At 73.0% G+C, this 14,008-nt stretch carries 10 protein-coding genes; all 10 read left to right on the top strand.

Features of this window, described 5'->3' with window-relative positions:
• Position 1 precedes the first annotated feature (1 nt).
• Positions 2-943: an ABC transporter permease gene (locus AMA02S_RS18755; protein ID WP_067460854.1), complete on the top strand. Its 942-nt coding sequence runs from the start codon at positions 2-4 to the stop codon at positions 941-943.
• Positions 940-2,856 carry a dipeptide/oligopeptide/nickel ABC transporter permease/ATP-binding protein gene (locus tag AMA02S_RS18750; RefSeq protein ID WP_067460175.1) on the top strand — a complete coding sequence of 639 codons (1,917 nt, stop codon included), beginning with the start codon at positions 940-942 and terminating at the stop codon, positions 2,854-2,856. Before AMA02S_RS18755 ends, AMA02S_RS18750 begins: the two co-directional genes overlap by 4 nt.
• Positions 2,857-2,858: 2 nt before the next feature.
• Positions 2,859-3,761 (top strand): ATP-binding cassette domain-containing protein, encoded by a 903-nt coding sequence (locus AMA02S_RS18745; protein WP_067460172.1) that lies wholly within the window; start codon positions 2,859-2,861, stop codon positions 3,759-3,761.
• Positions 3,758-5,311, top strand: coding sequence for an ABC transporter substrate-binding protein (locus tag AMA02S_RS18740; RefSeq protein ID WP_067460169.1), 1,554 nt, complete (start codon positions 3,758-3,760; stop codon positions 5,309-5,311). Before AMA02S_RS18745 ends, AMA02S_RS18740 begins: the two co-directional genes overlap by 4 nt.
• Before the next feature lie 441 nt (positions 5,312-5,752).
• The gene (locus tag AMA02S_RS18735) at positions 5,753-7,138 is read left to right on the top strand and encodes an MFS transporter (RefSeq protein ID WP_067460166.1); all 1,386 of its coding nucleotides are present in this window, start codon (positions 5,753-5,755) and stop codon (positions 7,136-7,138) included.
• 95 nt (positions 7,139-7,233) lie between these two features.
• Positions 7,234-8,277, top strand: coding sequence for a hypothetical protein (locus AMA02S_RS18730; RefSeq protein ID WP_157430687.1), 1,044 nt, complete (start codon positions 7,234-7,236; stop codon positions 8,275-8,277).
• Positions 8,278-8,410: 133 nt separating this feature from the next.
• Positions 8,411-10,105 (top strand): GH3 family acyl-acid amido synthetase, encoded by a 1,695-nt coding sequence (locus AMA02S_RS18725; protein WP_169806849.1) that lies wholly within the window; start codon positions 8,411-8,413, stop codon positions 10,103-10,105.
• On the top strand, positions 10,102-12,492 hold the full coding sequence (locus tag AMA02S_RS43555; RefSeq protein ID WP_067460160.1) for a hydroxymethylglutaryl-coenzyme A reductase family protein: 2,391 nt from the start codon (positions 10,102-10,104) through the stop codon (positions 12,490-12,492). Before AMA02S_RS18725 ends, AMA02S_RS43555 begins: the two co-directional genes overlap by 4 nt.
• 25 nt (positions 12,493-12,517) lie before the next feature.
• The gene (locus AMA02S_RS18715) at positions 12,518-13,330 is read left to right on the top strand and encodes a hypothetical protein (protein ID WP_067460157.1); all 813 of its coding nucleotides are present in this window, start codon (positions 12,518-12,520) and stop codon (positions 13,328-13,330) included.
• Positions 13,331-13,337: 7 nt separating this feature from the next.
• Positions 13,338-14,003 carry a DUF6182 family protein gene (locus AMA02S_RS18710; RefSeq protein ID WP_067460154.1) on the top strand — a complete coding sequence of 222 codons (666 nt, stop codon included), beginning with the start codon at positions 13,338-13,340 and terminating at the stop codon, positions 14,001-14,003.
• The last annotated feature ends 5 nt before the right edge of the window (positions 14,004-14,008 follow it).

Raw genomic sequence — 14,008 nt, 5'->3', positions numbered from 1 at the left:
CATGCTGCGCATGGTCGGCGGGCGGCTGCTGTGGTCGCTTCCGCTGCTGCTGGTGCTGTCCGCGCTGACGTTCGTGCTGGCCTGGCTGACCCCCGGCGACGCCGCCCGCACCATCCTCGGCACGAACACCGACCCCGCCGCCTACCGGCAGGTCAGGTCGCAGCTCGGGCTCGACCGGCCGCTGGCGGACCAGTACTGGACGTGGCTGTCGCACGCCGTCCGCGGCGACCTCGGCGCCTCGCTGTTCACCGGGGAGCCGGTGTCGTCGGTGCTGAACTCGCGCCTGGCGGTCAGCCTGTGCCTGCTCGCCGGCGCCGCCCTGGTGATCGCGGTGCTGGGCGTCGCGGTGGGCCTGGTCGGCGCGCTGCGCGGCGGCGTGGCCGGACGGGTCCTGGACGGCGCGGCCGTCGCCGGGATGAGCGTGCCGCAGCCGTGGCTCGGGCTGGTGCTGGTCGTGCTGTTCGCCGTCAACCTGGAGATCTTCCCGGTGACCGGGTACGTGCCGTTCGCGCAGGCGCCGGACCAGTGGGCCCGCTCGCTGGTCCTGCCGGCCGCGTGCCTGGCGCTCGGCGGCATCGCGATGATCGCCAAGCAGGTGCGGGGCGCCCTGGCCGACGTCCTCGGCCGGGAGTACATCCGCGCGCTGCGGGCGAACGGGCTGCCCGTCCGGTCGCTGCTGTTCCGGCACGCGGCGAAGAACGCGGCACTGCCCGTGGTGAACGTGTTCGGGGTCGTGCTCATCGGGATGCTCGGCGGCTCCATCGTCGTCGAGCAGCTGTTCGCGCTGCCCGGTCTCGGGCAGCTCGCGGTGACGGCCACGGCGCAGCACGACCTGCCCGTCCTCCAGGGCGTCGTCCTGTACTTCACGATCCTGGTCGTCCTGGTCAACCTGCTGACCGACCTCGCGTCGGGCTGGCTCACGCCGAGGGCGGTGACGAGATGACGGGCACCCTCGGGGTGAGCCGGTCCGGCACGCTGACGCTCCGTGTGCTGCGCCGCCCCGCCGGGTTCGTGAGCGCGGGCTGGCTCGTCCTCGTCGTCCTCGCGTGCGCGCTGGCGGGCCTGATCGCCCCCTACGACCCGCAGGAACAGGACCTGACGACCGTCTACGGCGGGCCTTCCGGCGACCACTGGCTGGGCACCGACCAGCTCGGACGCGACATCCTCAGCCGCATCCTGCACGGCGGCCAGGTCAGCCTGCCGGTCGTGGCGGAGGCGCTGGCCGTGTACGTCGCCGTCGGCGTGCTGGCGGGCCTGGTCGCCGGGTACAGCCCGGGGATCCTCGACCGCGTGATCATGCGGGTCTGTGACCTGCTGCTGTCGGTGCCGTCCGTGGTGATCCTGCTCGCCATCCTGGCGATCTTCAGCCACAACGAGTCCGCGGCGATGCTGACGCTCGGGTTCCTGGCGTCCGGCGGCCTGGCCCGGGTGGTGCGCGCCGGCGCGCGGGACGTCCGGGACGAGCCGTACGTGACGGCGGCGCGCGTCGCGGGGCTGACCACCCCGCGGATCCTGCGCCGGCACGTGCTGCCGCGCATCGCCGGCCCGGTGATCTCGCTGACGTCGCTGGTCGCGGGGTCCGCGCTGCTGATCGAGACGTCCCTCGGCTACCTGGGCCTCGGGGTGCAGCCACCGCGCCCGTCCTGGGGCGGGCTGATCGCGGAGGCGTCCCAGGCGATCTTCCGGCAGACGTGGATGCTCGTGCCGACCGGCGGGGTGGTCGTGCTGACGGCCCTCGCGCTGGGCCTGCTCGGTGACGCCGTCCGCGACGTGGCCACCGACCGCGCCTCCAGCGAGCCGCTGTCGTGGCGGCGGATGCGGACGCGCGTGATCGGACCGCCGCGTCCCGCCAAGGGCGGCGTTGCCGACCCGGACGACGCGGACGGCGGCGCGCTGCTGTCGGTCCGGAACCTGTCCGTCCGGCTCCAGGACGCGGGCGGGACGACGCAGGTCGTGGACGGGGTCGGTTTCGACGTGCGGCGCGGCGAGGCGGTCGGGCTCGTCGGCGAGTCCGGCTGCGGGAAGACGATGGCGGTGTCGGGCGTGATGCGGCTGCTGCCTGCCGGCGGCACCGTGTCGGCGGACGCCCTCCGGTTCGACGGGCACGACCTGCTGGCGATGAGCGAACCCGAGGTCGCCCGCCTGCGCGGCCGGGGCATCGCCTACATCGGGCAGGAGCCCGTCGCGGGCCTCGACCCGGTGTTCACGGTCGGGGCGCAGCTCAGCGAGGCCGTCCGGCACCACACCGGGGTGGACCGGCGCGCGGCGCGCCGCCGCGCCGCCGAGCTCCTGGAGATGGTGCGGCTGCCACACCCGGACGCGGTCCTGACCCGCTACCCGCACGAGCTGTCGGGCGGCATGGCGCAGCGCGTGTCGATCGCCCGCGCGCTCGCCGGCGGACCGAGCCTGCTCATCGCCGACGAGCCGACGACCGCGCTGGACGTGACCGTCCAGGCCGAGATCCTCGACCTGCTGCGCGACCTGCGCGAGAGCACCGGCATGGGCCTCATCCTGGTCACCCACGACTGGGGCGTCGTCGCCGACGCCTGCGACCGGGCCGTGGTGATGTACGCCGGCCAGGTCGTCGAGCAGTCCGGCGTCGGGCGGGTCTTCGACGCCCCGCGCCACCCCTACACCGAGGCGCTGCTCGCGGCCGATCCGAGCGCCGGCACGCCCGGCCGCCACCTGCCCGTGCTGCCCGGCGCGGTGCCCGCCGCCGGGCGCTGGCCGTCCGGCTGCCGGTTCGCGCCGCGCTGCCGCTACGCGGCGGCCGACTGCACGGCCGCGCCGGTGGCGCTCACACCGGACGGCGGCGACGGCTACCGGTGCCTGCATCCGACCACGACCGGAGGCTGACCATGCCACTGACAGAGCCGCCCGCGGGGCCGCTCACGGGGCCGGCGACGGGGTCCGCACGCCCACTGCTTGAGGTGGCCGGCGTGACCGTCCGCTACCAGGGGCGTCGCCGGCTGCGTTCGACGTCCGCGCTCACCGAGGTGTCCCTGGACGTGCGGCCGGGCGAGACCGTCGGGCTGGTCGGCGAGTCCGGGTCGGGGAAGACGACGCTGGGCAAGGCCGTCCTCGGGCTGGTGCCGGTCGCGCACGGCGCGGTGCGGCTGGACGGCCGCGACATCACCCGGCTGGGCGGGCGGGAACGCCGCGCGCTGAGCCGGGACGTCCAGGTCGTCTTCCAGAACCCGTACCTGTCGTTCAACCCGAGCCGGACCGTCGGGCAGACCGTCGCCGAGACCACGACCATGCTGCGCGACATGAGGCCCGCGCAGGTCGCCGCGCGGATGGCGGAGATGCTGGAGGCGGTCGGGCTGGACGGCGCGGCCGCCGGCCGGTACCCGGGCCAGTTCTCCGGCGGGCAGCTCCAGCGGATCGCCATCGCCCGCGCGCTGATGCCCTCCCCGCGGCTGCTGATCTGCGACGAGGCGGTCAGCGCGCTGGACCTGTCCGTCCAGGCGCAGGTCCTCAACCTGCTGGCCGACCTGCGTGAGCGGCACGGCCTGGCGTACCTGTTCATCACCCACGACCTGGCGGTCGTCCGGCACCTCGCGGACCGGGTCGTGGTGCTGCGCCGCGGCCGGGTCGTGGAGTCCGGCACCGTCACCGAGGTGTGCGAGCACCCCCGCCATTCCTACACCCGCGCGCTGCTGGCCGCCGCGCCCGTCGCCGACCCCGGCGAGCAGGCGCGCCGCCGGGAACTGCGCCGGTCACCGGCCACCGCCGGGACCCCTGAAAGGAACGCGAGATGACACCACGGAAACTGACGGCCGTGCTGGCCGGGACCGCCCTGGCGATGACGGGAGGGGCGATGGCGGGGTGCTCGTCCACGACCGGGGCGGCGTCCGGCGACCGGACGCTGACCATCGCCCTCCCGGCGCCGCCCGAGAGCCTCAACCCGGGGCAGAACGGCTCGGGCGGCCAGGGCATCCTGCACTGGCTGACGTACGAGCCGCTGATCAGGGCCAACTCGGACGGCACTTTCAGCCCCGCGCTCGCCACGTCCTGGAAGTACGTCGGGAAGCGGAACACGCGGTTCGACATGACGATCCGCTCCGGCGTGAAGTTCGCGGACGGCTCCGCCGTGACCGCCGAGGCCGTCGCCGCGACCATCGGCCACTACCTCAAGACCCCCGGTTCGATGAGCCCGTTCCTGACCGGCGTGACCGGCGCGAAGGTCACCGGCGGCTCGACCGTCCAGGTGGACCTGTCGTCCCCGAACCCGATCCTGCCCTACGTGTTCAGCCAGCTCGTCAACTGGGGCGACGTCATCAGCCCCGCCGGGCTGAAGAACCCGGCGCAGCTCACGACGCGGACGTTCGGCGCCGGTGCGTACACGCTGGACACCTCGGCCACCGTCGCGGGCGACCACTACACGCTGACGAAGAACCCGAACTACTACCGGCCGGACGCGCAGCGCTGGGACCGGGTCGTGATCAAGGTGATCGGCGACCCCAACTCCGCGCTCCAGGCGCTCAACAGCGGGCAGATCGACGTGGACCTCAACGCCTCCGCGACCCTCGCCCCGCAGGCGCGCGGGCGGAACGTGAAGGTGCTGTCCGGAGACCCCGGCGTCCTGGCGCTCTATCTGATCGACCGGGCGGGCAAGACGACGCCCGCGCTCGGTGACCGGAGGGTCCGGCAGGCGCTGAACTACGCGATCGACCGGAACGCGATAGCGAAGGCGCTGGGCGCCGGGTACACGCCGTCCGCGCAGATCGCGCCCGCAGACACCGACGGCTACGACCCCGCCCTCAAGAACGCCTACACCTACGACCCGGCCAAGGCCAAGAAGATGCTCGCGGACGCGGGTTACCCCAACGGCATCGACGCCAAGCTCGTCGACCTTTCCCTCTTCGGCATGAACGTCGTGTCGCAGGCCGTCGTCGCGCAGCTCGCCAAGGTCGGCGTGCGGGTGTCCCTGAACAACGTGGGCAACGACCTCAACAAGTTCGTGGCGGAGCTGACCTCGCACAAGTACGCGGTGACGACGTTCCGGCTCGCGACCCCGATGTTCGCCAACGCCCTGTTCAACTTCACCGGCGCCACGTCACCGCTCAACCCGTTCCAGAGCCGGAGCGCCGAGATCAGCAAGGTGTTCGCGAGGCTCGCCTCCGCGCCGGCGGCGGGCCAGCAGGACGCCGCGCGGGCGCTGAACAAGACCGTTCTCGACGAAGCATGGTTCGTGCCCATCGCGACGATCGAGAACTACCTCTTCGCCAATGGCGTGAACGGTCTCGGCCGCTACGGGCTCAACGGGGCCCTGGACGTTCTGTCCTGGAACCCCGGCACATCCGGCTGACGGTGTTGCCGCTGGACCGTCCGTTGTCATGATCCGGTCGGGAAATCATCCCGGAATTGCGGCGGAGCATTGTGCCGATCGAGGTCCTATTCTCGGTCGGCACAGGCTCCGGCCCATATACTCCATGTTGTCAAGAGTAGTCACGATTACGGTGCGGGCATCACTCGTTACGCTGTTGAATAAGCACTGATGAGAATGCGCACTGCGTAGAATTTTGTGCGCCCCACTGGCCTGATCAGGTCAGCTCCTGGCAGATTTCGGATTTCTCCTGCAAACTGATCTGGATCTAGCGGGGGTTGATCTGATCAATGAAATCATTCGTGAGAATTTCACGCGCACTCGGCGGTCCGGTGTGAGCCGCGCTCGCGGGGGCCGGGACATCCGGCTGCCACGGCGGCCTCCGGACGCCTGACGCCGCATCCTTCATCGGGGAACCGGCGGATGGAACGGATGCACAGGCTCGCCACTCTGGCGTGCGTGTGCGCGACGACGTTCATGATGGTGCTCGACATCACGGTCGTCGCGGTCGCGCTCGCCGACGTGCAGCGGGATCTGCACGCGGGACTGGCGGACCTGCAATGGGTGGTCGACGCCTACGTGGTCCCGCTCGCGGCGCTGCTGCTGGTCGCCGCCGCGTTCGGGGACCGGTTCGGGCGGCGGACGGTGTTCCTCGGCGGGACGGCCGTGTTCAGCGCCGCGTCGCTGGCCTGCGGCCTCGCGCCGACGGTCGGATGGCTCGCCGCGGCCCGCACGGTGCAGGGCGCAGGCGCGGCGATGCTGCTCGGGATCGCGCTCGCCCTGATCACCGACGCTTTTCCGGAGCAGCGCCGGCGCGACGTCGCGCTGGGCGTCTTCGGGGCGACGGTGGCGAGCGCGATCGCCGTCGGGCCGCTGCTCGGCGGCGGGCTGGCCCAGTGGGCGGGCTGGCGGGCGGTGTTCCTGGTCAACGTGCCGATCGGCGCCGCCGTGGTGTGCCTCGGATGGCGGCGGCTGCCCGCGCCGGGGCCGCGGCGCCGCGGCCGGGTCGACTGGGCCGGGACCGCGACGCTGACCGTCGCGCTGGCCGCGCTGGTGATGGCCTGCGTCAGGGCCGGCGGGGACGGCTGGGACGATCCGCTGGTGCTGGCCCTGTTCGGCGTGGCGGGCGTGCTGCTGGCGTCCTTCGCGATGATCGAACGGCGGGCCGCCGACCCGGTGGTGGACCTGCGGCTCCTCGCCGGCCGCGGCTACGCGGCGAACGCGCTCGTGGCCCTGCTCAACCAGGGCGCCGTGGTCGCGGCGGCCACCTACCTGGCGCTGTACGTGCAGCAGGTCCGGGGGCTCGGCCCCCTGAAGACGGGGTTATGCCTGCTGCCGTTCGGGGTGGCGGCGTTCCTGTCGGCGCTGCTGTCGGCGCCGCTGGCCGGGCGGGTGCCGACACGGTGGGCGGTCGGCGGCACGGCCGGGTTCACCGCGGCGGGGCTGGCGCTGCTGACCGCGCTCGACGCCTCGTCCGGGTGGACGGTGGTGATGTGCGGGCTCGCGGTGATGGGCGTCGGCCTCGGGGCCAGCTCCACCGTCCTCAACCAGGTCGCGGTGTACGGGGTGGACGCGCGCCGGGCCGGGATGGCCGGCGGGATCATCATGGCCCTCCGCCAGGTGGGCACGGCGTTCGCCGTGCCGGCGCTGGGCGCGGCCTACCAGCACTCCGGCCTGGACCTGCTGTTCACCCTGGCCGCCGCCGGCACCGCCGGCGGGGGCCTGATCGCGCTGCTGTGCACGCAGGACATCCGGAGCCCCCCGCGGCCGGAACCGCGTCCCGCCGGACGGGCGGCGGGAGCGCGCTAACTCGGGAAAGGAGCTGAACCGTCATTTCGAACGACTCGGCCGGGGGTGGCCGATTACTCATCGCACCGATCACGATCACACCGACCAAACCGATCTTGCCCACCCATGCGAAAGGGTTCCTGTGGGTGGACGTGCTGTACCGGAGCACCCGCGCCCTGGGTGATGTGACATGCCTGTGGAACACGCGCTCCGCCTGCCTGACCGGGCAGACGATGCGGTACTGGGAATACCTCGACCGGACATCCGGTGACACCGATTTCGCCCGGCGGTCCGTGCATGAGCTGGGCGAGCTCTACGTGAAGGCACATGCCGAGCCGATGCCGTCGTTCGCTGCGCTGCGGCCGTACGCGGAGCGGGCGGAACAGGGCTGGATCCATCCCGCCAGTGAGCGGATCCTCCGCCTGTGGAGTGAGCAGCTCGAAGTGCTGCATGTGACCGATCCGGGTCTCTTCCTCGACCAGCCCTACCGGGTGGGAACCGGGGAACTGATCGAGATGCTCGCCGACCGGGGTCTCGCCCTGGACCACCGCCGGTTCGGCGGGCCCGTCTACCTGGACGGCACCCGCTGGGGAATGCCGCTGCGCAGGGTGGTCAGCGCGGACGGGCACGCCAACTACCTGCTGATGGTGCTGCGCGACCTGGTCCCGATGATCGCCGGGCACGACCGGGTCCTGCTCGTCCACGACGAGGAGATCGGGCACGACTACGCGCTGGTCGAGCGGATTCTCGGGCACCTGGGAGCCGTGACGTCACGGCTGGCGCTCGGCCGGGTGCCCCTGGCGGGCGTCACCGGGACCAGCCGGGAGGGCGGCTGGGCGGGCACGGCACTGGACGAGCTGTCGGCGCTGTGCCTGCCCCACGTCGAGCCCGATGTCTACCGCCTGGGGATGCGGCTCTATTTCATCGCGACGTTGCAGCGGAAGGGGGACACCCCGCTCGATACCGGGCTGCTCCGCCGCGCCATGCGCCGGGCTGCCGATCTGCTCGCCCGTGCGGACCGCGATGCCGATCCCGTCGGGGAACTGCGCCGCCACCTGACCCCGTCCGGCTGGGTCAGTCCCTACTCGCTGACCTGCGGAATCCTCGCGAAGAACAACCGCACGCCGGCCCGTCGCCTTCTCGACGACGTCTTCCTCTAGCCCCACCCCGCAGTCGCACCCCGCCCCCGCAGTCCCACCCCGCAGTCCTGCCCCGCAGCCTTGCCCCGCAGTCCTTCAGCGGTATCCACGAAAGGCCGTGCACATGCAATTGCCCGAAGGTTCGTTACCCCAAGTGGAGTTACCCCAGGCGGGAACCGCCGACCCCGGAACCCCCGCCGGGCGGGCGGACGGCATCCGCCGCCGTGCCCGCGCCGAGCTGGCCCGGTTCCGCGAAGCGCTGGCCGATCCGCAGGCAGTGCAGTCGACGGTCCTCGCCGCGGCGGTCGAGGCGAACCGGGAATCGGCCTTCGGCCGCTCCCACGGCTTCGCCCTCGTCAAAAGCGTGGACGACTACCGTGCGGCGGTGCCGATCCGCGCGCACGAGGAGCTGGCGCCCTGGCTGGACCGGGTCATCGGTGGCGAGCCGGGGGTCCTGTCCAGCGAGGATCCGATCGTCTACTTCTCCAGTAGCGGCACGACCGGCGTGGAGAAACGGATCCCGGTCACCGTGCGCTACCTGAAGCAGAGCTTCCTGCCGTTCTACTTCGCCGGGCTCGCGACGGCGGTCGAGCACCATCCGGGGTTGACCGCCGCGGACGACTCGGTCCTCAACCTGTGGCAGGACCCGTACTCCCGGATGGGACGCACCGAGGGCGGCCAGCCGCACATCGGACCCAGCCAGCTCGACTACAAGCGCATCGGCGAGGACATCGCCACCGGACTCGGCAACCGCGCCCCGTGGAGCAAGCTGCCCGAAGGGTTCGACGGAAGCGATCCCTGGGAACGCACCTACCTGCGGCTGCGGCTGGCCGCCGAGCGCGACGTCCGCGCCGTCATTGCGGTCAACCCCGCCATCGCCGCCGCGCTGCCGTACCAGCTCGGGCTGTGGTGGCCGCGGATCATCAAGGAGATCCACGACGGCACGCTCGGCGGGGAGCCGTTCCGCGCCCCCGATCCCGCACGCGCCCGCGTCATCGAGCAGGCGGCGCACCGGCTCGGCACCGTCCGGCCGTGCGACCTGTGGCCCCGGCTCGACGTGGTGCTCGCCTGGACCACCTACGTCGCGCGGCTCTACCTCCCCTGGGTGGCGCAGGAGTACGGCCCGCGGGTGCGGGTGCTGCCTGCGCCGCTGGGCTCGTGCGAGGGGCCGCTGGCGGCGCCGGTGGACCGCCATCCCACCGCCGGGCCCCTGATGACCCCGTCCTGCTTCTACGAGTTCGTCCCGGCCGAGGACGAGATCCACGGCGAGTCGCGGACGGTCCTCGTCCACGAGCTGGAACGGGGCCGGGACTACCACGTCGTGCTGTCGCACATCGGCGGGCTGTACCGCTGCGCGACCCGCGACATCGTCCGGGTGACCGGCTTCACCGGCCGGACGCCGCGCGTCGAGTACTGCGGCCGGGACACGACGCTGTCGGCGGCGGGGGAGCGGCTGCGGGAGTACGAGGCGCTGCGGGCGCTGTCGGCCGCCGTCTCCGACACCGGGCTCGAAGTGCGGAACATGACGTGGCGGCTGGATCCCGCGCGGACCGAGGTCCCGGCCCATCAGGCGGCGGTCGCCGTCCAGGGGCGGGTCGCCGACGCCGAACTCCAGGCCCTCACCGACGCCCTGGACGCGCGCCTGGCCGAGGAGTCGGCCGGGTACCGGCGGGCCCGGGAGCAGCGGGCGCTGGCGCCGCTCAGTGTCCTCCCGGCGCGGCCGGAGCTGTTCTTCGAGGACTGGCGGCGCCGCGTCGAGGCGGGTGAGCGTCCACCCAGGGTCAAGGATCGGGTCTTCCAGCCGTCCTCGCCCCTCTGGGCCCGGCTGGTGGAGGAGCAGTCGCGATGACCGGCCGGAACGAGGAGATGCCCGGACGCGGGCTGTACACCGAGGCGGCGCGGCGGGCGCGGCTGGAATGGCTGCGCCGCGCCACCGGCTCGCCGCTCGCGACACTGGAGCGGACGGGCATCCCCGCCCGCGACCTGATGGGCAACGTCGAGAACTACGTGGCCACGGTGGAGGTGCCGGTCGGGCTGGCCGGGCCGCTGCTCTTCCGCGGGGACGCGGCGCGCGGGCCGGTCACCGTCCCGCTGGCGACCACCGAGGGCGCGCTGGTCGCGTCCGCGGCCCGCGGCGCCAAGGCCATCACCCGCGCGGGCGGCGTCGAGACGAGGGTGATCGCGCAGCGCATGACGCGGGCGCCGGTGTTCGAGTTCGACGGCATCGCGGCGGCGGACCGGTTCGCGCGCTGGGTGACCGGTCTGCACGCCGAGCTGGCCGAGCAGATCGGTGCGGTCTCCCGCCACTCCCGGCTGGTCGAGCTGGACCCCGTCCAGATCGGCCGCGCCGTGCACCTGCGCTTCGTCTACGAGACCGCCGACGCCGGCGGGCAGAACATGACCACGGCGGCGACCTGGCGCGCCTGCGGCTGGATCAACGACCGGATAGCGCTGATGCCGGATCTCGCGCCCGTGTGGTTCGCGGTCGAGGGCAACATGAGCGGTGACAAGAAGCTCACCCACCTCAACATGATCGCGGGCCGCGGGACGCGGGTGACCGCCGAGTGCGTGCTCGACCGGGAGACGGTCAGGCGGGTGCTCAAGACCACCCCCGAGGCGATCGACCGGGGCTACCGGATCGGCATCCCGGCCGCGCAGCAGGCCGGGATGATCGGGTTCGACATCGACGCGGCCAACGTCATCGCCGCCGTCTACACCGCGACCGGGCAGGACATCGCCAGCGTCTACGAGTCGTCCGGCGCCATGTTCTACGTCGAACCCGACGGCACGGGGCTGCGCGCCACCCTGCTGCTGCCCAACCTGCTGGTGGGGACGGTCGGGGGCGGCACCGGACTGCCCCGGCAGCGCGACTATCTGGAGGCCCTCGGCTGCGCGGGCGACGGCGGGATGCGCCGGCTGGCGGAGATCATCTGCGGGTTCTCGCTGGCCGTGGACCTGTCCACCATCGCCGCGATCACCGGCGGCCAGTTCGCCGACGCCCACGAGCGGCTCGGCCGTCCGCGCCGCGTCGACTGGCTGACGCGGGCCGACCTGGACGCGCCGCTGCTCGAAACCCTGCTGGCCGACGGCCTGGACGTACCGGAGCTGAAAGTCCGCGAGGTCACGGTGCTGCCCACGGACGACGCGCCGTCCGGGCTGCTCACCGAGATCGCCGCACGCGGGGAGAGCCGCAAGCTGACGGGCCTGTTCCCGCTCCGCGTCGGCTACACCGGCCGCGACGGCGCCGGCGGGACCCTCGACCTGGTCGCGAAGGTCAAGCCGCTGGACGACGAGGTGATCATCGAGGCGGCCAAGCTGGCGGCGCTGTCCGGTGGCGCGCTGGCCGACCTGTACGCCACCTGGCGCGACTGGACCGGGTTCAAGGACGTGCACACCCGCGAACCCGCCCTCTACCGGAGCGGCGACCCCGCCCTGGCCCGCGTCCTCCCCGCGGTGTACGGCGTGCATGTCGACCCCGCCCGGGAGGCCTACGTGATCCTCATGGAGCGCCTCGGCCCGGACGTGATCCTCATGGACGCCGCCGACCGTCCCGGCCTGTGGCGCGGCGAGCATGTGCGCGCCGCCGTCCGCGGGATCGCCGGTGTCCACGCCGCCTGGCTCGGCCGCGAGGACGAGCTGATCGGCCTCGGCTGGCTGGGCCGCGTCCAGTCGGCGGAACGGATGGCGGCGATGGCCGGGTTGTGGACGGCGATGGCCGAGCACAACGCCGCCGAGCATCCCCACTGGATCACCCCGGACGTCCTGCGGCGCCTCCGCCGGATCATCGGCTCGGCGGGCGACTGGTGGGCGCGGCTCGAACGCCTGCCGCGCACGCTCGTCCACAACGACTTCAACCCGCGCAACATCGCGCTGCGCGAAGCCGACCTGAGCCTGGTCGCCTACGACTGGGAACTGGCGACCCTGCACGTCCCGCAGCGGGACCTGGCCGAGCTGCTCGCCTACGTGCTGCCCGCCGACGCGGGGGAGACCGAGGTGAGCGACCTCCTCGACCTGCACCGGGCGGCCCTGCGGGACCGGGGAGCCGCGGCGCCCGGCCGCGACTCCTGGCGGGAGGGGTACCGGCTGGCCCTGTGGGACTTCTCCATCACCCGTCTCCAGCTGTACCTGATGGCGCACACGCACCGCGAACTGCCGTTCCTGGAGCATCTCGTCCCGACCGTCCTGCGCCTGCTGGAGATCGAGGACCGGGCGGAGGAGGCCGTCGGTGCCTGCTGAAACTTCGGTGCCTGCTGAAACGCCGGTGCCTGCTGAAACGCTCCGCGCCGCCCTGGTCGGCATCGACGGCTCCGGGAAGTCCACGGTGATCCGGCTGCTCGCCGACGGCTCGTCGGGGGACCGCGCCGCCGTGTCCTGCCTGCGCGCCCACGAGAACCCCGACGGCCCGCTGCACCGGCTGTCCCGCCATCTGGACTCGCTGTCGCGCGACGCCGACCGGCTCGGCGCCCCCGAGCTGAAGCTCGCCGTCCTCTACCTCCAGATGTGCACCTTCGCCGTGACGGAACGGTTCTTCATCGGGGAACTCGGGACGCGGGTCGTCCTCTCCGAACGGCACCCGGTCGTGGACGGCCTCGCCTACCTCCCGATGTACCGGGACGCCATCGAGCGCGTCGCCGGGCCGGACCGCCCGGCCCGGCTCCGCCGGCACCTGGCGTCCCTGGACCCCGGTGATGTCGGAGCCGCCCGCGCCTGGTGCGAGCGGCTCGGCCGGCGGCTCGGCCGCACGCCCGACCTCGCCACCGTCGCCGCCGACCTCATCCGGCTGGTCGACCTGCCGGACGCCGAGCGGGCGCACGCGTTCGCCGGCCGGCTCGGCGTCCGCCTCCCCGACGTCGTCGTCCACCTCGACATCGACGTGGCGGAGGCGCGCCGGCGTGTCCGCGACCGCGACCGGCCCGCGGAGCTGCACGAGCACCACGCCCCGCTGCTGCGGATCCGCGACGGCTACGACACCGCCCTGAAGTCCCTGGAGTCGGTGCGTGTGCACCGGATCCGCGCCGACGGAGCCTCCCCCGCCGAGCTGGCGGCGGAGATCGACCGTCTCCTCACCGAATGAGGTCATCATGTTCGATCAGCAGACCCTCCGAGAAGTGCTCAGCGACCGGGTCACGCGGGCCCGTGACGCGTGGCCCTCCGGACAGGCCGAGATCGGAGCCATCGCGGTGCTGCGGGACTTCACGCCCGCGGAGTTCGCCGGCTCGGCGGTGGCGTTCGCCGACCGGATGCCCCCGCAGCAAAGGGCCCTCTGGTACGGCAGCTTCACCCGGACCGTCTTCCTGGCCGGCGACCCGCGCAACCTCGCGGCGCGGTTCCGGCACGTCCACCTCTCCGAGGACGAGTCGATCGCCTGGTACGGGCCGGGTCCCCTCGCGGACTACCTGCCGTTGCGGCGGCTGCTCCGTCCCATCCGGGGGACGACCGACCCCGGCTGGGTGGGCGCCCTGCACGTCTCGCTGAACGAGGCGCAGGCGGGACGCGGGCAGGTCGCGCACCTGCGCGTCGCGGTGCAGGATCTGACGCTCCAGGACTACCTCGTCCACGTCAACCACACGCTCGCCGAGGCGGTCCTGGACGGCCTGCTCACGACCGTGGACGTCCTGGAGATCGAGCACGTGGCGCAGCTTCCCGACGATCCCGGCCCCTACCACGCCCTGCGGGTCTCGTCCGACCCGCGGAGCCCGGACCGTCTCCGCGCCTACGCGAGCCTCTCCCTGAGCGCGGCGGGGTGAGGGGA

The organism is Actinomadura macra NBRC 14102, from assembly GCF_001552215.1.
GTDB lineage: Bacteria > Actinomycetota > Actinomycetes > Streptosporangiales > Streptosporangiaceae > Spirillospora > Spirillospora macra.
Note: the sequence above shows the minus strand (reverse complement) of the source record. Positions and strands in the feature narration are given on the sequence as shown.